The organism is Halomonas sp. C10-5 (assembly GCF_057169305.1).
In genome coordinates, this window is the sequence record NZ_CP175665.1 from 2,280,173 (window position 1) to 2,301,871 (window position 21,699).

Genomic DNA, 21,699 nt, shown 5'->3' on the forward strand with positions numbered 1-21,699 from the left:
TCCATCGCGCTCAGGGCGTGGCGACCCGAAACCCGACCCCCACAAGCCAAACCGCCAGTTCGCCCTCCGCCTCTGGCAGCGCTACCTCGAGGGTCGCGAACTCCCGGCGCAGCGGATAGGCCGCCCGGCAGGCATCGAAGCCGGCGGCCATGCCCTGGCGGCGGCCCTCGCGGCGCAAGGCATCGTGGTCGCGGCGCGGGTCATAGACGGCGCGCATGGCCAGGGACGCCGCCTCCTCGGCGGAGAGCCCCGGGCCAAGCTCGAGCCGGGCGAGGGGCGGCGCCGGCAGCAGCTCGTCGAGGGTGACGCGGCACGGCAGGCCAAACGCCCGGCATAGCGCTCGGGTGACCTGGTGGGTGCCGCGCAGCTTGCCATCGAGGCTGTAGCCGGCGATATGCGGGGTGGCGAGCTCGACCAGGTCACGCAGCGCCGCGTCGATGCCGGGCTCACCCTCCCAGACGTCGAGCACCGCGGAGATATCGCCCTGCCCCGCCAGGCGCGCACGCAGCGCCTGGCCATCGAGGCAGTCACCGCGCCCGGCATTGAGCAGCACTGACCCCGGCGCCAGGGCGGCGATGCGCTCGGCATCGAGCAGGTGATGGGTGGCGTGCGGGCCCTCGCGCACCAGCGGAGTGTGCAGGCAGAGCACGTCGCACTCGTCGATCAGGGTATCCAGGTCCACGAAGTCGGCAGGCGCACCGCTGTCGGGTGCACTGAGGTCCTCCGCCTCTACCCTGGGCGGGTCGCAGGCCAGGCAGTCGATGCCCATGGCCGAGAGGCGGTGCAGCAACCGCCCGCCCACGTTGCCGGCACCGACCACCCCCACGCGCCGCTCGGCGAGCCGCCAGCCCTGGCGCTCGGCCAGGGTCGCGAGGCTCACCAGCACATAGTCGACCACCGCCTCGGCGTTGCAGCCCGGGGCGCTGGCGAAGGCGATGCCGCGTTCGGCCAGCAGCCGGGTATCGACATGGTCGGTACCGATGGTGCAGGTGCCCACGAAGCGCAGACACCGCGCCTCGGCGAGCAGCGTCGCATCGACCCGGGTGATCGAACGCACCACCAGGGCATCGGCATCGCGCAGGTCGCCGGGGGCGATCTCGCGTCCCGGGCGGCGAACCACCTCCCCCAATGCCCCGAAGCAGGCATCGGCGGCAGGCACATTGGCGTCGACGAGGATCTTCATGAACGTTGTTCGCCCCCAGCAAGCCATTACAATAGGCGCCAGCTTACCACTTCGCCGCCCAGGCCGGCACACAGCAGCACGCGGGAGTCTCCATGATCATTCGCTGGGAAACCGACCATGACTATGTGCTGGTGCACATCCATCAGGACATGTTCGGCGACTGGATATTCAGCCGCGCCTGGGGCCAGATCGGCACCCAGTTCGGCGGTCTCAAGCATCAGCTGGCCGACGAACGCGACCAGGCGATGATGTGGCTGGCCGACGAGGCCACCATCCAGGCCTCCCGGGGCTTTCGCAAGGTGCTGGAGGTTGAGGACCATAGCCCCGAGGGACGCGAGGCGGTCAGCCAGCTGTCGCTGCTCGAGACGTAAGCTGAAAGCTGAAAGGCAACATATCCCATTACCGTCGCGCTCAAGGGGTTTCTTCCAGCTTCCAGGAGCGAAGCGACGCTCTTCCAGCTCCCGACTACGTCGGGTCACCCCAGATAGCGCCTGCCGCCACGCACCGTCGCCGGCCGCGCTTCCCGGGGCTCGTCCTTGCCGGAAAGCTCGCGCAGGAGTGACGCCCAGGCCGCCTCATCCAGCCAGCCCCGGGCCCGCAGCCAGGCGGCGAGCCGTTCGGGCTCGAAGCCGCGATCGAGCTCGTCGCCCTCGCCATCGGCGAGCACCGGGATACGCACGCCATAGCGCGCCATGAGGCCCTCGTCCTCGCTGATCTCAACCCGCTCCAGGACTACCGGCTCGTGACACAGCCGTGCCAGCAACGCCTCCAGCTGGGTGCAGAGGTGGCAGCCCAGGGTTGTGTAGAGGGTCAACTGGATCATGCACCGCCCCCTTTCCGTGATTCCCGATGGCGGATCAGGAACACATGGTGCAGATCGGGGTTGCGGGAGCAGGATAAAGAGCGGATCGAAGGTCTCATGCCATTGCCTCCCGGTGGCGGATTAGGAACACATGGTGCAGGTCGGGGTTGCGGGAGAAATCCGGATCGAAGCTCTTCGCCGAGATCTCCTCCACCGCGTAGTGTTCGGCGAGGTCGGCGTCCAGCGTGAAGCGACGCTGGTTATTGGAGAACACCAGGGTTCCCCCGGGCGCCAGGCGCGCCATGGCCAGACGTACCAGCCGGCCGTGGTCGCGCTGGATATCCAGGGTATCTTCCATCTTCTTCGAGTTGGAGAAGGTCGGCGGGTCCATGAAGATCAGGTCGAACTCGGCCCGGGCACTCTCCAGCCAGCGCAGGCAGTCATCACGCACCACCCGATGTCGTCCCGCATCGAGGCGGTTGAGCGCAAAGTTGTCGCGGGCCCACTGCAGGTAGGTGTTGGAGAGGTCGATGCTGACGCTCTCCACCGCACCGCCCGCGCTGCCGCTGCCCAGGGCCGCCTGCACGGTGGCCGTCCCGGTGTAGCAGAACAGGTTGAGGAAGCGCTTGCCGGCCGCCATCTCACCGAGCATCCGGCGTACCGGGCGATGGTCGAGGAAGAGTCCGGTATCCAGGTAGTCGCGCAGGTTGACCCACAGCCTGGCCGACCCCTCGTGCACCTCGAAGCGCTCGCCGGTGGCGGCCTGCTTCTGGTACTGGTCGCGTCCGCTCTGGCGCTGGCGTCGCTTGACCACGACCCGTGCGGGGTCCACCTCGAGCACCTCGGGGATCACCGCCAGCGCCTCGAAGAGCCGCTTCTGGGCCTGGCCGGCATCTACCGACTTCGGCGCCGCATACTCCTGCACATGCACCCAGCCAGCATAGATATCCACCGCCAGCGCATACTCCGGCATATCCGCATCGTAGAGGCGGTAGCAGCTCTCGCCGCTCTTCTTCAGCCACTTCCTGAGCCGCTTGCGGTTCTTCTCCAGCCGGTTGGCGAACATCTGCGCCCCCTCCGAGCGGGACGGCGGCGTAGCCGTCTCCTCATCCTCCCGCTCGGGTACCGCCATCAGCAGCAGCTTCGTCTCCAGGGGACCGTTGCGCAGCGCATACTGCTTGTGGGCACGCAGGCCGATGCGATGGCCCAGGTCGGGGTTGCCGGTGAATACCGCCAGGCGCCAGCCGGGGAAGGCCGCGCGCACCCGCTCGCCCAGCCGGGCGTAGAGGGTCACTAGCTCCGGCAGCTCGCCGAGTCGCTCGCCGTAGGGCGGATTCGTGATCACCAGGCCCGCCGGCGCCTCCTCGAGCCCTTGCGGGCGGGCCAGCTCGGCGAGCCCCGCGCCCTGAAGCTCGATCAGCGCCGGGATGCCGGCGCGCATGGCATTGGCCTTGGCCGCGGAGAGCGCCGCCGGGCTCTGGTCGAAACCATAGAACCGCGAACGGCAGCGCTTGCGACCGATGCTGGCCCGCGCCTCGGCCTCGCGCCGGAGCTCTCGCCATGCCGCCTCGTCGTGCCCCGCCCAGCCGTGGAAGCCGAAGCGCTCCCGGGGCAGGTTGGGTGCCATGTCGGCGGCCATCAGTGCCGCCTCGATCAACAGGGTCCCGGCGCCGCACAGCGGATCGACCAGCGGCGCCCCCTGGCGGGCCAGCTCGGGCCAGCCGGCACGCACCAGCAGGGCCGCGGCCAGGTTCTCCTTGAGCGGCGCGTGCCCCACGTCACGACGATAGCCGCGACGGTGCAGGCTCTCGCCGGAGAGGTCGATACCCACCACCAGGCGACCACGGTGGAGATTGGCGTAGAGACGCAGGTCCGGCTGCTTGAGATCCACCGAGGGGCGCGGCAACTCCCGGGCCTGCAGGCGATCGACCACGCCATCCTTGACCGTCTGGGCACCGAAGCGGGTGTGGCGGATCTCCTCGCTGCGTCCATGGAAGTCCACCGCCAGGCTGGCACCGAGCGGCAGGTGCTGCTCCCAGGCCACCGCGGCCACCGCCTCGCGCAGCTGGTCGGGGGTATTCACGCCCTCCTCGCGGACCAGGCACAGGATGACGCGGTTGGCCAGGCGCGACCACAGGCAGAGCCGGTAGGCCGAGGCCAGGTCAGCCCGGGCATTCACCGCCCCCACGGTGCTCTTGCCGGGTGCGGCGCCAAGGGCTGCCAGCTCCTCGGCCAGCAGTTCCTCGAGACCGCGGGGGCAGGTCACCAATAGCTCAAGGGAGGACGTGGATGGGGTCGGATTCATCGGCAATCACCGCGAGGCAGTAGGGTAAATGTGTGCCATGTCAGGCAGGTGAACGAGCTGTTACAAATCGGTGGTCGACAACCCGGATCGGGATGGGCTATCAATAGGACAGTAGCTACTGAGAACACGCATGCGTTTCCTGTCATCGGGCCTGCCCTTTCCAGATTCTGGGCCCATGGCATGTTACGGCTCGGGCCGCTTCAATAATCCCCGAGCCAGTCAGATACCTTATCAAGAGGTAGTCCAATGAAACGACAGAAACGTGATCGCTTCCAGCGTGCCTATACGCATGGCTACAAGGCAGGTGTCTCAGGTCGCTCCCGCGATGACTGTCCCAGTCAGGACGTCAATCTTCGCGAATACTGGATGAGCGGTTGGCGTGAAGGTCGTGGGGATCATTGGGCCGGCATGACCGGTGTCTCCGGCATCCACAAGAACCCCATGGTGGTGTGAACCCGCTACCCGAACCTATCGAGGTTCACGCTTCCTCAAGCCCGCGGCAAGCCGCGGGCTTTTTGCGTGGGTACGCTGCGGCTCAGGCCCCGTCGCGCAGCGCCCGCGCGCACTCCCCTACCAGCGCCGGGCCGCGGTAGATGAAGCCCGAATAGAGCTGTACCAGGTCGGCCCCGGCCTCGCGCTTGGCCAGTGCCGCCGCACCGCTGTCGATGCCACCCACGCCGACGATCGGCATCTCGGGAAGCCGGCGGCGCAGCTCCCGGATCACCGCATTGGAGGCCTCGAACACCGGTCGACCGGAGAGGCCACCGGCCTCGTCGGCATGGGCCAGGCCCGCCACCGCTTCGCGGGACACCGTGGTATTGGTGGCAATCACCGCATCGATGGCATTAACCGCCAGGCAATCGGCCACCAGCCCCACTTCCTCGGCCTCCATGTCCGGCGCGATCTTCACCGCCAGGGGCACGCGGCGACCGCTGTCGCGGTCGAGGCGCGAGCCCGCCTCGCGAAGCGCCGAGAGCAGTCCGTCGAGGTGCTCGCCGAACTGGAGGTTACGCAGCCCCGGGGTATTGGGCGAGGAGATATTGACAGTGATGTAGTGGGCGTGGGCGTGCACCTTCTCAAGGCAGGTCAGGTAGTCATCCACCGCCTGCTCCACCGGGGTCGTCAGGTTCTTGCCGATATTGATGCCGATCACGCCGTCGAAACGGCTGGCCCTGACCTTCGCGACCAGGTGGTCGACCCCGGCGTTGTTGAAGCCCATGCGGTTGATGATGGCACCCGCCTCGGGCAGCCGGAACAGCCGCGGCCGTGGATTGCCGGGCTGTGGCCTGGGGGTCACGGTACCGACCTCCACGAAGCCGAAGCCCAGCGCGCCCAGAGCATCGAGGTGGTCGCCATTCTTGTCGAGTCCGGCGGCGAGTCCCACCCGGTTGGGGAAGCGCAGCCCCATCAGCTCTACCGGGTCCGCCACTCGCTCGCCCCCCAGGCGTGCCGCCAGCCCCACCCTGGCGGCCAGGTCCAGCCCGCGCAGGGTCAGGCCGTGGGCTGTCTCGGCGTCCAGACGAAAGAGCAGCGAGCGGGCAAGAGAGTACATGGCGTCTCCGGAGGGTGGCGGTCACGGGCGGGGCGTGAGTATAGCAGCGCCTCCCTGGGGAAACGACGTCACAGGGGGCAGCCGACGCCGATTTTGTGATCTACTGTAGCCAACCAAGAGACACCGGGGTGTGGAGCACCCGGAACACACCGCCGCGGAGCCAGGGAGATGCATATGGCCGAGACCACCGAAACCCTCGAGGACCGCCTGTCGCGCATACACCGTGCGCTGGGGGATGAGCATCTCGAAGCCGTCGATGCCGTGCTGGACGACCTGGAGCCGGCCGAGATCGCCCTGCTGCTGGAATCGCTGCCTCCCGCCGCGCGTATCCGCCTGTGGCAGCGGGTACCGGGCGAGGTCGACGGCGAGGTGCTGCTGCATGTGCACGACGAGGTGCGCAGCACCCTGCTGGACGACATGGACCACGAGGAGATCGTGGCCGCCGCCACCGGCATGGACACCGCCGACCTGGCGGAGATCTTCGAGGACCTGCCCCAGCAGGTCGCCGAGGACATGCTGCGCTCCATGGATGCCCTGCAGCGCGAACGCCTGGAGGAGACCCTCTCCTTCGAGGAGGACAGCGCCGGGCGCCTGATGCGCACCGACACCATCGCGGTGCGCAGCGACGTCAGCCTGGAGACGGTGTGCCGCTTCCTGCGCTGGAAGGAGTCGATCCCCGACAACACCCACCTGCTGATGGTGGTGGACCGCGACGGCCTCTTCCAGGGCACCCTGCCGATGGCGCGGCTGATCAGCCACCCGCCGGAGATGGCAGTGGCCGACCTGATGGACCACGAGGTGGACAGCATCCGCGTGGACATGAAGTCCCGCGACGTGGCCACCCTGTTCCAGACCCACGACCTGGTCTCGGCACCGGTGGTGGACGAAGCGGGCCTGCTGCTCGGTCGCATCGTCATCGATGATATCGTCGACGTCATCCGCGAGGACTCCGAGCAGGCACTGATGAACATGGCCGGCCTCGACGAGGAGGAGGACCTGTTCGCCCCGGTGCTGCCCAGCGCCAAGCGTCGCGCCGTGTGGCTGGGCATCAACCTGATCACTGCCTTCCTGGCCGCCTGGGTGATCGGCCGCTTCGAGGATGCCTTGGACCAGATTGTCGCCCTGGCGGTACTGATGCCCATCGTCGCCAGCATGGGGGGCATCGCCGGCAGCCAGACCCTGACCCTGGCGATCCGCGGCCTGGCCCTGGGCCAGATCAGCAGCACCAACAGCGCCTGGCTGCTGCGCAAGGAGGTCGGCATCGCCATCCTCAACGGTGTGCTGTGGGCCCTGGTGGTGGCGGTACTGGCACTGCTGTGGTTCAAGAGCATCGCCATCGGCACGATCATCGGCGCCGCCCTGGTGATCAACATGCTGGCAGCAGGCATCGCCGGCATCGTCATCCCGCTGCTGCTCAAGCGGGCGGGAATCGACCCGGCACTGTCGGGTTCGGTGATCCTCACCACCGTCACCGACGTGGTGGGCTTCATGTCCTTCCTGGGCCTGGCCACCTACTTCCTGCTGTGAGCCCTGACCGGCTCGAAACCTTGTGTCACCCACCTTCGCTCTGCCCATAACGAGGAACCCCGCCTGATGGCGGGGTTCCTCGTTGGTGGTGAATGGAAAGTGCTCAGAGATCGCGGCTGCTCTCGGCCAGGTCGACCAGTTCGCGAACCGCCACAGCGAAGAGCGGGAAGCCACCCTGGCCGCCGCTACCCACCTGCTCGAGCAGACGGCGCCAGCGCGCATGCATGGCATCATGCCGCTCGAGCCACTCGGCGACACGGGCCACGGCGTCGTCGGGCCCCGCCTCCATCTGCAGCACGCTGACCGTCAACGCCAGCTGCTGACGATCGATGTCGTCACGGAAGGTCTCGCGGGCCTGGGCCTGCCAGCTGTCGCGCACCTGCAGATCGGTGATCTGGCGAATCATCCACGGCAGCTCCAGGCGACTGCCGATCTCGTAGAACACCTCGGCCACCTGTTCCGGCGCTACATCGGCCTGGCGTGCGGCCTGGATGATACCCAGCCCGGCATACAGGCTCCCGGCGGCCGCCACGCTGGCCGCCAGTGCCTCGGGCACCCCGGAGTCCACCAACTCGTCACGACGCGCCTCCCAGCTCTCGCGCTCCTCGCCGCTAAGCCGCTCGCCGATACCCTCACGGATCGCCGCCAGGCGCGGGGCGAAGTAATCGATGCAGTCGTGGGTATCGAGGCCGACACGACCGCGCAGGAACCAGCGCGTGCTACGGCGGATCATCCGCATCAGGTCGAGCATCATCGAGTACTGCACGTGGCTCGGTACCCGGTTGTCCAGCGCCTCGATCTGCGACCAGGTCTCGCTCAGCCCGAACACCTCGCGGGCAATGATATAGGCGCGGGCAATCTCGGCCCGGCCGGCCCCGGTGGAGTCGATCAGCCGACGCACGAAGACGATACCCATGTGGTCGACCAGGTCGTTGGCCACCTGGGTGGCAACGATCTCACGCTTGAGGCGATGCTCGTACATCTCGTCGCGGTAGCGTTCCACCAGCACCCGCGGGAAGATGCGTTCCACATAGCGCACGATGACCGGGTCGTCGGGAACGTCGGAGACGATCAGGTCACCCTTGAGCACGCTCTTGGCGTAGGAGATCAGCATGGCCAGCTCCGGCAGCAGCATGCCCTGCTGGTTGGCGGCACGCTCCTGCAGCTCCTCGTCCGCGGGCAGGAACTCCAGCTCGCGGTCGAGCTGACCGGCGGCCTCCAGCTCGCTGATGAAGCGCCGGAAGGGCCCGACCCCCTGCTGCGAGAGCAGCTCGGCGAGATCCAGCGCCTGGGTCTGGCGATAGTTGTCGAGCAGCACCAGGTCGCTGACCTCACCGGTCATCTCGGCAAGCAGCTGGTTGCGCTGCTTGTCGGTCATGTCGCCGCGCTTGACCACCTCGTCGATGAGGATCTTGATGTTGACCTCATGGTCGGAGCAGTTCACCCCGCCGGCGTTGTCGATGAAGTCGGTATTGACCCGCACGCCCCGGGCGGCGGCCTCCATGCGGCCACGCTGGGTGAAGCCGAGGTTGCCGCCCTCGCCCACCACCTTGCAGTTGAGCTCGCGGCCGTCGATGCGCAGGCCATCGTTGGCCTTGTCCCCCACCTGGGCATCGGTCTCGTCGCTGCCCTTGGCGTAGGTGCCGATGCCACCGTTCCAGATCAGGTCGACTTCGGACTTGAGCATGGCGCTGATCAGCTCGTTGGGCGAGAGCCTGTCCTCGCGGATGCCGAAGCGCGATTTCATCTGCTTGGAGATGGGAATCGACTTGGCGCTGCGCTTGAACACCCCGCCACCCTCGGAGATCAGCGCGCTGTCGAAATCCTCCCAGCTGGAGCGCGGCATCTCGAACAGGCGCTTGCGCTCGGCGAAGGTGGCCGCCGCGTCGGGCTCGGGGTCGACGAAGATATGCAGGTGGTTGAAGGCCCCCACCAGTCGGATCTTGTCCGACAGCAGCATGCCGTTGCCGAAGACATCGCCGCCCATGTCGCCGATGCCCACCACGCTGAACTCGTCCTCCTGTGTGTTCACCCCCAGGCCGCGGAAGTGGCGCTTGACCGACTCCCAGGCGCCCTTGGCGGTGATTCCCATCTTCTTGTGGTCGTAGCCGTTGGCGCCCCCCGAAGCGAAGGCATCGCCCAGCCAGTGGTCATACTCGGCGGAGATCTCATTGGCGATATCCGAGAAGGTAGCGGTGCCCTTGTCGGCGGCCACCACCAGGTAGGCGTCATCGTCGTCGTGACGCACCACGTCGCGCGGCGGCACCACCTCGCCCCCCTTGAGGTTGTCGGTCACATCGAGCAGGGCACGGATGAAGGTCTTGTAGCACTCGATGCCCTCGCGCTGGAATGCCTCGCGATCGCCCTCGGGCAAGCGCTTGCAGACGAAGCCGCCCTTGGCGCCTACCGGCACGATCACCGAGTTCTTGACCTGCTGGGCCTTGACCAGGCCCAGCACCTCGGTGCGGAAATCCTCGTGGCGGTCGGACCAGCGCAGCCCGCCGCGGGCCACCTTGCCGCCGCGCAGGTGAACGCCCTCGACCCGCGGGGAGCAGACGAAGATCTCGAAGGCGGGACGCGGCTTGGGCATGCCGGTGACCTTCGAGGGCTCCAGCTTGAAGGCGATATAGTCCTTGACGCCACCATCCTCGCGGCGCTGGTAGTAGTTGGTGCGCAGGGTCGCCAGGATCAGCTCCATGTAGCGACGCAGCAGCTGGTCGTCGTTGAGGCTGGCCACCTCATCGAGCAGCCGCTGGATGCGCTCCACGCAGGCCTCCACCTCACCCTCGTCGGGGCGGTCGGCGGGGTCGAAGCGCAGCTCGAACAGCGTCACCAGCTCGCGGGTGATCTCCGGATAGCTGGCCAGGGTGTTGGCCATGTAGTCCTGGGAGACGCCGAAGCGGATCTGCTTGAGGTAGCGGGCGTAAGCCCTCAGCATCGCCACCTCGCGCCAGTCGAGGTTGGCGCCGATGATCAGCCGGTTGAAGGCGTCGTTGTCCGCCTCGCCGGCCCAGATGCGCTGGAAGGCCTCGATGAAGGGCTCACGCATCTCCTGGAGATTGACCTCGGTGCTGGTGTGGTGCTCGAGGTTGAAGTCATGGATCCAGTAGCTGGAGTCGGTGGCGCCGATCTCATAGGGACGCTCGCCAATCACCCTGAGCCCCAGGTTCTCCATCATCGGCAGCACATCGGAGAGCGGGATCGGCGCATCACGGTGAAACAGCTTGAGGTTGACCCCGCTGCCCTCCTCCTCCACCAGCCGGTAGAGCGACAGCGACAGCGCGTCACCATCATCCAGCTCACCGATATGGTGCAGGTCATAGACCGCGGTGCGGGCACTGAAGTCGTCGCGGTAGCTGGCCGGGAAGGCATCGCGGAAGCGATCCATCAGGCGGTTGGCCTGCTCCTCGCCGAAGCCGTCGATGCAGGCGGCCTGGAGGTCATCGCGCCAGTTGCGTGCCAGCTTGGACAGCTTGGCCTCGAGGCGCTTGATGTCATACTCGGCCGGGTGCTCGTCCTTGAAGCGCAGGATGAACTGGATGCGCGCCAGCACCGACTCCGAGAGGTAGGTATTGAAGTCGCCGAAGGTGGCATCGAGCTCCTCGCAGAGCATCTCCTGGATGCGCAGGCGCAGCTCGGTGGAGAACACGTCCCGTGGCACGAAGGCCAGGCAGGAGTAGAAGCGCCCCGGACGATCCTCGCGCACGAAGAGCCGCACGCGGCGTCGTTCGCGGATGCTGAGGATGCCCAGCGCCGTCTGCGCCAGCTCCTCGGTATCGATCTGGAAGAAGTCGTCGCGGGGATAGACCTCGAGGATCTGCAGCAGCTGCTTGCCGTTGTGCCCCTTGGGGTTGAAGCCGGCGATCTCCATCACCGACTTGAGCTTGCGGCGCAGGATCGGCACGTTGCGCGGCGACTCGTTGTAGACGGTGGCGGTAAACAGCCCCAGGAAGCGATGCTCGCCGATCAGCTGCCCCCGCTCGTCATAGCGGTCGATGGAGATGTAGTCGGGATAGGTGGGGCGGTGAACCCGAGCGTGGTGGGCACTCTTGGAGAAGCTCAGGAGCTCGGGAACCAGCACGTAATGGCCATCCTCGATGCCGAGTTCGGTGCGGATGCGCTCCCGATAACGGGGCTGGTCGAGGCGGAACACCCCGAGCTCGCTGCCCTTGACCTTGTCGAGGGTCTCCTTGCCGCCCTTCTCCTTCACCGCGTAGGCGTCGTATCCCAGGAAGGTGAAGTTGTCGTGGAGCATCCACTCCAGGAAGGTGATCGCCTCGGCATGGTCATCCGGATCGGTCTGCGGCGGGCAGCCGGCACGCAACTCCGCCAGGGCCTCCTCGACCTTGGCACGCATGGGGTCGAAGTCGGCCACCGAGGTGCGCACGTCGACCAGAACCTCCTCGAGGCTGGACTGCATCTCCTGCAGCATCTCGACATCGGAGTGACGATCGATCTCGATGACGATCAGCGATTCGCGCTGGGCAGGGGCAGCGGGATCCTTCGGCGAGGTCACCTGCTGCAGGCGATGGTCACGACCGCGCTCGGTGGCCAGCACGGCATTGTGAATGGCGTGCACGGTGATGCCACGCCGGTTGAGCTCGATGCGCACAGAGTCGACCAGGAAGGGCATATCCTCGTGCAGCACCGCCACGAAGGTGTGGGGCGACTGCCAGCCGTGCTCCTCGAAGTCCGGGTTGAATACCCGCACCTTGGGGTCGGCCGGATCGAACTGCTGCAGGAAGTGCCACACCGAGAGGGTAGCGCCATAGACGTCGTCGAGGCGACGATCCTCCAGGTCATCCAGCGGCACGGCGGCATAGAAGTAGTCGGCGAAGGCGCCGACGGCCTCCGCCTTGGCGGCGTCCAGCTTGGCGTTCAGACGCTCATGAAGCTGCTTGAGCAGATCCTGTCTGGCTTCGTCATTCGCAACGTGCTGCATCCATCACCTCGGCTACCGGCGGCCGCTGCTGCGGCCGGAAGTGTTCGACACGGCCCCGACGGGGCCCTGTCGCCAGCTTACGCGACTCCCGGAGCGTGACCCAGCCACTTGATGTTCTGCTCATGGAGCATGTCGGATGCGCATCGCCGTTCAGCGGCCCGACGCCGTCAGTCGCGTCGCTCGAGCAGCACACCGCACTCGCAGTGGTGGGTCCAGGGAAACTGGTCGAACAGCGCGAAGCGCGTGATCCGGTGGGTCTCGGTCAGGCGCTCCAGGTTGCTCGCCAATGTCTCCGGGTTGCATGAAATATAGACGATACGCGAATAGCCGCTCAGCTGGCGGCAGCTGGCCTCGTCGAGGCCGGCTCGGGGCGGGTCCACCAGCACGGTACCGAAGGCATAGTCATCGAGCCCCCACTCGGCGACACGGCGCCCCCCCTTGTCACCCTTGAGAGCCGCGGCGAACTCCTCGGCGGACATGCGTCCCACGGTGACATTGTCGATGCCGTTGGCGGCCAGATTCTCCCGGGCGCTTGCCACCGAGGTGCGCGAGATCTCGGTGGCAAGCACGCGCCGGAAATTCTCGGCCAGTGCCACCGTGAAGTTGCCGTTGCCGCAATAGAGCTCCACCAGATCCTCCGCCTGGCTGCCCCGGGTCACGTCCCGGGCCCAGGCCAGCATGGAGCGGCAGATCTCGGCATTGGGCTGGGTGAAGCTGTTCTCCACCTGCTGATAGACGAACTCGCGCCCCTCCACCTCGAGACGCTCCCAGACATGATCGCGCTCGAGCACCCGGCGCTGCTTGCGGGCGCGACCGATGATCATCACCCCGAGGCGCTCCTGCAGGCGCCGTGCCTCGGCCTCCCAGGCCTCGTCCAGCGGACGATGGTAGATCAGGGTGACCAGCGCCTCGCCGGAGAGGGTGGTCAGGAACTCAACCTGGAAGAGCCGGTGACGCAGCAGGTCGTTGTCGCGGATGGCATCGAGCAGGCGCGGCATGAGGGCGTTGATCTGCCGGCTGGCCACCGGGTAGTCATCCAGGCGGACCACCGTCTTCTGTTTTTTCTTCGACTCCTCGGCCTCCCCCTCGGTCTCCTGTATTTCGAACATGGCGTAGAAGAGGTCATCCCCCTCGTGCCAGATCCGGAACTCGCAACGCTGGCGATAGTGGCTGGGGGGCGAGGGATGGACCTCCAGGGCAGGCGGGGCGAAGCGAGCGAAGTCGCGGCGGATGCGCGCGGCCTTGGCCTCGAGTTGCTGGTCATAGCGGGCGGGGTCGACGACGGGAATGGCCAAGAAGCCTCCAGGGGTACCAGTGAACAGGAAAAGGGGAACGGGTCCCGGACATTCAGTCCAGGTGCAGCAGCTGCGGGGCGGCGAAGCCGAAGCGTGCCAGGGCGCTGGCCAGTGCCGCGTCGGGAGCAGTGGCAAAGCTCGCCCCGGGGCCCGCTGCGGGAGCCACGCCGGCCGCCACCTGGGCCGTGCGCCGGGCGATGGCCTCGCTGGAATCGACCCAGGCCGCCTCACGGGAGGCGGCGGCCGCCAGGGCGTCACGCAGCAGAGGAAAGTGGGTGCAGCCGAGCACCACGGTGTCGAGCTCGGGATCCTCCCACAGCGGCGCCAAGGCCTCTTCGATCACGGCGGCATCGGGGGCCTCGCCGGCCAGGCGGCGCTCCGCCTCGCGCACCAGGGGATCCGCCGCGACTCGCCGTACCGTGCAGTCCCTAGCGAAGGCCTCGATCAGGCGCAGCGTGTAGGGTCGCGCCACCGTGGCGCTGGTGGCCAGCAGGCCGATATGTCGGCTACGACTGAGGGCGGCGGCCGGCTTGATGGCCGGCACCGTCCCCACCACCGGCACCCGCAGGCGCTCGCGCAGGGCATCCAGGGCCAGGGTGCTGGCGGTATTGCAGGCCACCACCAGGGCCACACAGCCGCTGGCGACCACGGCGGCTTCGCATACCGTCAGGATACGCCGCACCAGCCAGGCATCCTCGCGCAGACCGTAGGGCAGCATGGCGTTGTCGCAGGCATAGGCCAGGGCCGCCTGCGGCAGCCGCGCGCGCAGGGCGGCCACCACCGAGAGGCCGCCCACGCCGGAGTCGAAGACCAGGATCGGACCCGCCATCATACTGCCCTCCGTCGCCCCGGGGAGGGGTGACACAGGCAGGACGATGGCGAGGTGATGAGGGTCGGGATGGGCATGACAAGGCGTTGGCCGCTGAGAGTGCCGGCCATTCTACCTCACACTCGGCGACGAGCCGAAGCGCTGACCCGACGCCAGGCAGGATGTGCTCAGGTCACCGGGTCGGGGGCATCGCGCAGCTCGGCATAGAGCTCGGGGTAGGCCTCCTGCAGCCGTTCGAGCTGCGCCTGGGCGCCCTCGGGAAGCGCCGCCGCGAGGGCCTTGAGGTCCTCGTCGTTGAAGTTCTCGCGGATCAGCGGAAACAGCAGCTCACGCTCGTCGCGCAGGTAGGCGCGATGGCTGTCCAGGTAAGCCTTGAGGTCCTCGGCGAAGCGATCCATGGGGACCACGGCATCCATCAGGATCATGTCCAGGTCGTTGGACAGGCGCTGCAGCCGGGATTGCAGCGCCCGGTAGTCCCTGGCCAGGCGCTCGGTCACCTCGTGGCTGGAGGGATCCAGCTCGGTGAGTCGCTCGGTGCAGACCTTCTCGAGCGGCTGGGTAAAGCCTTCCTGATAGTCGAGGATATAGTCGACGACCTCGCGGACCAGCTGGAAATTGGGACGCTCGCCGGTGGCGAGGGTCTTCTGCTTGAGCTGCAGAACGTGCAACATGCGCGCCATATTGGCATGATCCTGACGCAACTGGGTCAGCATGGGCATGTCGGGCCCTCCTGTATGGTACATGGGAGAAGGCACTCTCCATTGGATGCGCCATCCGGGACAGGGTTCATCGCGGAGCCCGCTCGGCCCCTCGACGTCTCCCCACTCTAGCAGCCCGACCGCCGACCTGCCGCTTCCCGATCAACGCAAGGAGCCGCCCATGGACCTTTTCGCAAGCGACCGCGACGATGACGCCCCGCTCGCCTGGCGCATGCGGCCGCGCCGCCTCGACGACTATGTCGGGCAGCAGGCGCTGGTCGGCCCCGGCAAGCCGCTGCGGCGCATGGTCGAGAGCGGCCTGGTGCGCTCGATAATCCTGTGGGGACCACCGGGCACCGGCAAGACCACCCTGGCCGAGATCCTGGCCGCCGAGTCCGGCGCCCACCTGGAGCACCTCTCCGCGGTGATGGCCGGCGTCAAGGAGATCCGCGCCGCCGTGGAGCGCGCCCAGGCGCGACAGTCCCAGGGGATGGCGACCCTGCTGTTCCTCGACGAGATCCATCGCCTCAACAAGAGCCAGCAGGACGCCCTGCTGCCCCATGTGGAGTCCGGCCTGCTGACATTGATTGGCGCCACCACCGAGAACCCCTCCTTCGAGGTCAACTCGGCGCTGCTTTCCCGCGCTCGGGTGCATGTGCTGACGTCACTCTCCGAGGAGGAGCTGGTGGAGGTGCTGCAGCGAGCGCTGGCCGACGAGGCGCGAGGCCTGGGCACGCGCCGTATCCACGTCGAGGAGGGGGTGCTCGGGGTGCTGGCCCGGGCCGCCGCCGGCGATGCCCGCCGCGCCCTGGGGCTGCTGGAGAGCGCCTGCGACTTTACCCAGGCCAATCCGGGGGGTGGCGAGACGCTGCGCCGGGAAGCCCTGGAGGCGGTGATCGGTCACCAGGCCAGTGCCTTCGACAAGCAGGGCGATCACTTCTACGATCTGCTCTCGGCGATCCACAAGTCGGTGCGCTCATCGCGCCCGGACGCCGCCCTGCTCTATATGGCCCGCTTTATCCAGGGCGGCGGCGACCCGCTGGACGTGATTCGCCGCCTGACCGCCATCGCCTCCGAGGATGTGGGCAATGCCGACCCCCGCGCCCTGCCGCTGGTGATGGCCGCCTGGGACGCCTACCTGCGCCTGGGCGATTACGAGGGCCAGCGCGCCATCGCCCACGCCGCGATCCATCTGGCGGTAGCCCCCAAGAGCAATGCCATCGACCGGGCCTGGCACCAGGCCAAGGCCTTCGCGGCGGGCCAGCCACAACTGGAGGTGCCGACCTATCTGCGCAACGCCCCGACGAAGCTGATGGAGAGCCTGGGCCACGGCCAGGGCTACCGCTATGCGCATAACGAGCCCCATGGCTACCCCGCCGGCAGCGGCCACGACTGCTGGCCCGATGAGCTCCCTCGCGAGCGCTTCTATCGTCCCACCGAGTTCGGCCAGGAGAAGCGCTACGCCCAGATCATGGCGTGGCGGGAGCAGCTCGACGCCGAGGCGGACGAAGGCGGCGAATAGCGCGCAAGGGGCAAGGGGCAAGGGGCAAGGGGCAAGGGGCAAGGGGCAAGGGGCAAGCAGGCTGCACAGCAGACGAAAAAAGGAGCAAGCCAAGGGGTTTCCTTGAAGCTTGCTCCTTGTGGCTCACTGCTGGCCGAAGGCCTCAGCGCGTATCGCGAATCACGTCGGTGCCATCCGGAATCTGAAAGTTGAAGCGCTCGTCGTCGATGTCGTCATTCATTTTCACCTCGCTGAAGGCGATGGCGGTGCGCTGGCCGGTGCTGTCGACCATCTCCAGGCCCCGCAGCTGCTCGCCGCGGAAGGTCATCTCCAGCTCCTCGAAGAGGGTGTCGGGATCCTTCGGCAACAGGGTGAAGCGCTCGGCGCTGCCCTGCTGGCTGCGTGTCACGTCGAAGCTCTCGACCAGTTCGTCGGCGCTGCCGGAGAGCAGCAGGGCCGGGGTATGGGTCACCCGCTGGTCCAACGCCTGCACGGTCGCCTGCTCCAGGTCGGGGTCGTAGAGCACGACCTCATCGCCGTCGGAGACCACCACCTGCTGATAGGGGGCATCCACCTCCCAGCGGAACCTGCCGGGACGCGACAGCCACATACTGCCGCGCGCCTCCTGCAGCCGCTCGCCGCTGGCATCGAGTATCTGCTGTTCGAAGGCGGCCTCGTAGGTCTGCATGGGCTCCAGTATGCGACTGAGCCGCTCGGCGCCTTCGCTGGCGATCGCCGAAAGCGGCATGGCGAGGCCAACGACGAGGGTGGCGAGGGTCTTCTTCACTGTCATGTCTGTCTCCCTGGGCGGTTCCGGTAGATCCTGACACTCGGACCCCGCGTGCACCACCGGGTTGCGTCCCCGGCGGCGTGTTCATGGTAGCTGCATGGTTACATGATGCTGTCGCCAGACAGCGACAGCAGGTTAGCCGCCGGCCGGCGGCGGTGCCAGCACCTCACGGGCACCATTGGTGCCCATGGTGGAGACCACCCCCGCCATCTCCATCGCCTCAACCAGACGAGCGGCGCGGTTGTAGCCGATCTTGAAGCGGCGCTGCACGGCCGAGATGGAGGCCCGGCGCGAGTCAGTGACGAAGGCTACCGCCTCGTCGTAGAGGGCATCCTGCTCGGCGTCATCACCATCTCCGCCCTCGGCCTCCAGTCCGGTCAGGGCCTCGGCGGAGACGCCGCCGGAGAGGATCTCCTCGATGTACTCGGGCTCACCGCGACGCTTCCAGTCCTCCACGACCCGGTGCACCTCATCGTCGTCGACGAAGGCACCATGGACCCGGGAGGGCATGCCGGAACCCGCCGGCAGGTAGAGCATGTCGCCGTGGCCCAGCAGGTTCTCGGCGCCTCCCTGATCGAGGATGGTGCGCGAATCGACCCGCGAGGAGACCTGGAAGGCCATGCGGGTAGGAATGTTGGCCTTGATGAGGCCGGTAACCACGTCCACAGAGGGGCGCTGGGTGGCGAGTATCAGGTGGATACCGGCGGCCCGAGCCTTCTGGGCCAGGCGCGCGATCAGCTCCTCGACCTTCTTGCCGACGATCATGAACATGTCGGCGAACTCGTCGATCACCACCACGATGTAGGGCAGCTTCTCGAGCACCGGCGGGCTCTGGTGCATCTCCCAGGGCTGGGGCTCCCACAGCGGGTCCGCCACCTGGGCACCGGCCCGCTCGGCCTCGTCGAGCTTGGCGTTGAACCCGGCGATGTTGCGCACCCCCATGGAGGCCATCAGCTTGTAGCGGCGCTCCATCTCGGCCACACACCAGCGCAGGGCGTTGGCGGCCTCCTTCATGTCGGTGACCACCGGAGCGAGCAGGTGGGGAATGCCATCGTAGACCGACAGCTCGAGCATCTTGGGGTCGACCATGATCAGCCGCAGCTCATCGGGAGTCGCCTTGAGCAGCATGGAGATCAGCATGGCGTTGACCCCCACCGACTTGCCCGAACCGGTGGTACCCGCCACCAGCAGGTGGGGCATCTTGCCCAGGTTGGCCACCACCGGGCCGCCGCCGATGTCCTGCCCCAACGCCAGGGTCAGCGCCGAGTCGGCCTGCTGGTAGCGGTCGGAGTCGATCACCTCGCGCAGGCGGATCATCGCCCGGTGGGGATTGGGAATCTCGATGCCCACCGTGGGCCGTCCCGGGATCACCTCCACCACCCGCACGCTCTTGACCATCAGCGAGCGCGCCAGGTCCTTGGCCAGGTTGCTGATCTTGGAGACCTTGACGCCGGCGGCGGGCTTGATCTCGAAGCGGGTGATCACCGGTCCCGGCCAGGTCTCCACCACCTCGGCCTTGACCCCGTACTCACGCAGGCGGACCTCGAGAAGCTCGGCCATCTCGGCTAGCTGTTCGCCGGAGTAGTTCTGCTTCTGGGGTTCCGGCGGGGTCAGCAGGCGCAGGCTGGGCAGGTCACCATCGGGCTCGGGCAGGTCATCCAGCGCCGGGCGCTGGTTCTGCAGGTGCTCCACGGTCCATAGCCGCATGCCCTCCTCCTCGGTGGCCTCCCTGGCCTGCTCGGCGGTGGCCACTCGCGGCGTCTCCGGCTCGTCATCGTCGCCAGCCTGCTGAGGCTCGGGCGGCTGGTGCAGCGCGGAGGCGCCGGGAGCCGGCGCCGGGGTCACGGCCGGCGGCACTTCGTCTTCCGTGGCCTCCTCGGCCACCGCCGGCTCGTCCCAGGTGAGCCTCGGCTCATCATCGTCCGTGCCGTCACCATCGAGGTGGCCGCCGCTCAGGGCCGGCTCGCGGCGCTGGTGACCGGCCGACTCCGACCGGTGGGTCTGCGCCGCGGGGGCGACCGACCCGACCGCCGGTTTCTCGTCCACCCGGCTCCGATCGGCCACCGGGGCCTCGTCGTCGCGGGTAGCCCTCAGGGCCGGCCCGTGCCAGGCCGCTGCCGGCTCATCATCATCGGGCAGCATGGGCTCGGGCACGCTCTCCGGCACTCGCCCCGGCGACGCCTGCCCGGCCTCGGGAGCCCCTGCAGCGGAGGGAGGAGGCGTCGAACCGCCGGTTGCGGACGACTCCGCGGCCGCATCCGCCGCGCCGACAGTGGCACCCTGGGTGGCGGCGCGAGCCATGCCTGCGGCACTGCCCGCGGCGCCGGCGGCCACGCCTGTGCCGTCAGTCGTGCCACGAGGTGCGGGTGAAGCGGAAGTTGTCGCCGTTGCGGAAGATGCAGAAGGCGCGGATTCACGCGCTGCATAGGCGGCGCCGGGCTGCTTGGCCGACGGTGTCCGCTCGGGCACTTCCCAGGGAATCTCGGTATTGCCGTCATCGCCGAAACCGGGCTCACGGCGCGGCGCGGAGGCAGCAGCCGACGCGGGCTGCGTGGCGCGCCGGCCTGGCAACAGGCGCTGCCACCAGCGCGGTCGATCGGTACCCTCCTCCTCCAGCGCCGAGTCGGCTTCGGCCTCTTCGGTGGCAGCGCTGCTGGCCGTCTCGGGCTCGGCAGGCGACGAGGCTTCCTGCCGAGTGAAGGCGAAACGCCCTGCCACCCAGCCCCACAGGCGCAGCGCCCCGCGGCCCAGCTCATCCATCACGCTGAACCAGGAGATTCCACTGAACAGCGGAAAGCCGCAGAGCAGGGCTGCCGCCGCCAGAAGGCCGCTGCCGCCCACGCCTACCATGGGCAGCAGGGCCCCCACCAGGCCTTCACCGAGGATGCCCCCCGTGGAGTAGGGCAAGGGGCCCTCCGGACGATAGAAGTGCAGCGCGCCGAGGGTGGTGGTCCCCAGCAGCAGCAGGATCAGCCCACCGCCACGCACTGCCAGCGCCGTGGCATCCCAGACCAGGCGAACCTGTCGGGAACGCAGCATCCGCCAGGCGGCAAAGCCCAGCATGCCCGGCCACCACAGGGCGCTGACGCCGAACAGTGAATAGAGCACATCGGCCAACCAGGCACCCACCGGGCCCATCCAGTTGGCCACCTCGGTCTCGGGACCACTGCGCGACCAGCCGGGGTCGGCTCCCTCGTAGCTGAACAGGGCCAGCAGCAGGAACACGCAGGTCGCCAGCAGCACGATCACCACGCCCTCGCGCGCCGCTCCCTGCAGCTTCACCCCGAAGCGTTTCGCCGATTCCCTGGCATTGGTCGCGCGATCTCGCCGCGACGCGGTCTGGCGCGACCCGGTCTGCTTATCGACACTCAACTGGTCATCCCCCTTGCGCCACGCCTGGCGCCTTGCGAATGCGTGGGGCCAATCATACCCGAGCGAGGGCGCCGCATCACAGTCGTCGCGGCTTGAGCGACGTTGCCGCGGGCGGCACACTGCCCACTCCACCGCAAGGATGCCGACGCCATGCTGCCCTGGCTGCCCCCTTCCCCCGTGCAGTTCCCCTCCGTGGACGAGGCGCTGCGCGACCCCGACGGCCTGCTGGCGGCCGGCGGGACACTCGCTCCCGAATGGCTGCTGGCCGCCTATCGCCGCGGCATCTTCCCCTGGTACAGCGACGACCAGCCGATCCTGTGGTGGAGCCCCGACCCGCGTATGGTGCTGTTCCCGAATGAGATTCGGGTACATCGCAGCCTGGCCAAGCGCCTGCGCAACGGCGGCTTCACGGTGACCGCCAACCGCGCCTTCGACGCCGTGACGGCGGCTTGCGCGGCGCCCCGGGAGGGCCAGCCTGGCACCTGGATCAGCGACGAGATGCGCACCGCCTACGCTCGCCTGCATGCCATCGGCGCGGCCCATTCAGTGGAAGTCTGGCGAGACGGGAAGCTGGTCGGTGGACTCTACGGCGTCGCCCTGGGACCGGTATTCTTCGGCGAGTCGATGTTCTCGTGGGTCGCCGACGCCTCCAAGATCGCCCTGGTGCGGCTGGCCAGCGCCATGTCAGCGGACGGCGGACGGCTGATCGACTGCCAGATGCACACCCCTCACCTGGCCAGCCTGGGGGCTCGGGATATCGCCCGAAAAACGTTCATCGGCTATCTTGAAGAGTGGCTGGGTTGCCCCGGTGATGATGACTCATCGACCCACCGCTGGACGCCCGCCTGCTGGTCTTTTGCGCCCCTCGCCGGGCCTGCCAGCGATTCCGACTGACTGCCCTGT

15 protein-coding genes are annotated in these 21,699 nt (G+C 67.8%); 5 read left to right on the plus strand and 10 right to left on the minus strand.

Annotated elements, in window-relative coordinates; genetic code table 11:
* Positions 1–10 precede the first annotated feature (10 nt).
* Complete coding sequence (gene pdxB, locus ACJ7IV_RS10650) at positions 11–1,183, minus strand: 4-phosphoerythronate dehydrogenase PdxB (RefSeq protein WP_483864362.1); 1,173 nt, start codon at positions 1,181–1,183, stop codon at positions 11–13.
* A 92-nt stretch (positions 1,184–1,275) separates the two neighbouring features.
* Here pdxB and ACJ7IV_RS10655 point away from each other — a divergent pair, with 92 nt between their 5' ends.
* Positions 1,276–1,554: a hypothetical protein gene (locus ACJ7IV_RS10655; RefSeq protein ID WP_232913314.1), complete on the plus strand. Its 279-nt coding sequence runs from the start codon at positions 1,276–1,278 to the stop codon at positions 1,552–1,554.
* A 104-nt stretch (positions 1,555–1,658) separates the two neighbouring features.
* Here the strand turns inward: ACJ7IV_RS10655 and ACJ7IV_RS10660 are convergent, their stop codons facing one another.
* Positions 1,659–2,006 (minus strand): glutaredoxin family protein, encoded by a 348-nt coding sequence (locus ACJ7IV_RS10660; RefSeq protein WP_483864363.1) that lies wholly within the window; start codon positions 2,004–2,006, stop codon positions 1,659–1,661.
* 94 nt (positions 2,007–2,100) lie between these two features.
* A complete protein-coding gene (rlmKL, locus tag ACJ7IV_RS10665) occupies positions 2,101–4,290 on the minus strand; it encodes a bifunctional 23S rRNA (guanine(2069)-N(7))-methyltransferase RlmK/23S rRNA (guanine(2445)-N(2))-methyltransferase RlmL (protein ID WP_483864364.1) in 2,190 nt (729 codons plus the stop codon).
* 246 nt (positions 4,291–4,536) lie between these two features.
* On the opposite strand from rlmKL, the gene rmf reads away from it, so the two are divergent.
* Complete coding sequence (gene rmf / locus ACJ7IV_RS10670; RefSeq protein WP_161432451.1) at positions 4,537–4,743, plus strand: ribosome modulation factor; 207 nt, start codon at positions 4,537–4,539, stop codon at positions 4,741–4,743.
* Between the two features lie 82 nt (positions 4,744–4,825).
* On the opposite strand, the gene ACJ7IV_RS10675 is transcribed toward rmf, so the two are convergent.
* Complete coding sequence (locus ACJ7IV_RS10675; protein WP_483864365.1) at positions 4,826–5,842, minus strand: quinone-dependent dihydroorotate dehydrogenase; 1,017 nt, start codon at positions 5,840–5,842, stop codon at positions 4,826–4,828.
* Positions 5,843–6,016: 174 nt separating this feature from the next.
* On the opposite strand from ACJ7IV_RS10675, the gene mgtE reads away from it, so the two are divergent.
* Positions 6,017–7,369, plus strand: a complete 1,353-nt coding sequence (gene mgtE / locus ACJ7IV_RS10680) for a magnesium transporter (RefSeq protein ID WP_161432453.1) — start codon at positions 6,017–6,019, stop codon at positions 7,367–7,369.
* 103 nt (positions 7,370–7,472) lie between these two features.
* On the opposite strand, the gene ACJ7IV_RS10685 is transcribed toward mgtE, so the two are convergent.
* The 4 genes from ACJ7IV_RS10685 to ACJ7IV_RS10700 all read right to left on the minus strand — a co-directional run bounded on the left by ACJ7IV_RS10685 (position 7,473) and on the right by ACJ7IV_RS10700 (position 15,148).
* Positions 7,473–12,311, minus strand: coding sequence for an NAD-glutamate dehydrogenase (locus tag ACJ7IV_RS10685; protein ID WP_483864366.1), 4,839 nt, complete (start codon positions 12,309–12,311; stop codon positions 7,473–7,475).
* A gap of 167 nt (positions 12,312–12,478) precedes the next feature.
* On the minus strand, positions 12,479–13,606 hold the full coding sequence (trmA, locus tag ACJ7IV_RS10690) for a tRNA (uridine(54)-C5)-methyltransferase TrmA (protein WP_483864367.1): 1,128 nt from the start codon (positions 13,604–13,606) through the stop codon (positions 12,479–12,481).
* Positions 13,607–13,658: 52 nt separating this feature from the next.
* A complete protein-coding gene (gene murI, locus ACJ7IV_RS10695; protein ID WP_483866577.1) occupies positions 13,659–14,435 on the minus strand; it encodes a glutamate racemase in 777 nt (258 codons plus the stop codon).
* 167 nt (positions 14,436–14,602) lie between these two features.
* Positions 14,603–15,148: a hemerythrin domain-containing protein gene (locus ACJ7IV_RS10700; protein ID WP_483866578.1), complete on the minus strand. Its 546-nt coding sequence runs from the start codon at positions 15,146–15,148 to the stop codon at positions 14,603–14,605.
* A gap of 166 nt (positions 15,149–15,314) precedes the next feature.
* On the opposite strand from ACJ7IV_RS10700, the gene ACJ7IV_RS10705 reads away from it, so the two are divergent.
* Positions 15,315–16,655: a replication-associated recombination protein A gene (locus ACJ7IV_RS10705; RefSeq protein WP_483864368.1), complete on the plus strand. Its 1,341-nt coding sequence runs from the start codon at positions 15,315–15,317 to the stop codon at positions 16,653–16,655.
* Positions 16,656–16,797: 142 nt separating this feature from the next.
* Here the strand turns inward: ACJ7IV_RS10705 and lolA are convergent, their stop codons facing one another.
* Together lolA and ACJ7IV_RS10715 are read right to left on the minus strand one after the other, a co-directional pair.
* On the minus strand, positions 16,798–17,427 hold the full coding sequence (lolA, locus tag ACJ7IV_RS10710) for an outer membrane lipoprotein periplasmic chaperone LolA (protein WP_483864369.1): 630 nt from the start codon (positions 17,425–17,427) through the stop codon (positions 16,798–16,800).
* Positions 17,428–17,559: 132 nt separating this feature from the next.
* Positions 17,560–20,796: a DNA translocase FtsK gene (locus tag ACJ7IV_RS10715; protein ID WP_483864370.1), complete on the minus strand. Its 3,237-nt coding sequence runs from the start codon at positions 20,794–20,796 to the stop codon at positions 17,560–17,562.
* A 150-nt stretch (positions 20,797–20,946) separates the two neighbouring features.
* On the opposite strand from ACJ7IV_RS10715, the gene aat reads away from it, so the two are divergent.
* Entirely contained in the window at positions 20,947–21,690 is a 744-nt protein-coding gene (gene aat / locus ACJ7IV_RS10720; RefSeq protein WP_483864371.1) for a leucyl/phenylalanyl-tRNA--protein transferase, read from the plus strand.
* The last annotated feature ends 9 nt before the right edge of the window (positions 21,691–21,699 follow it).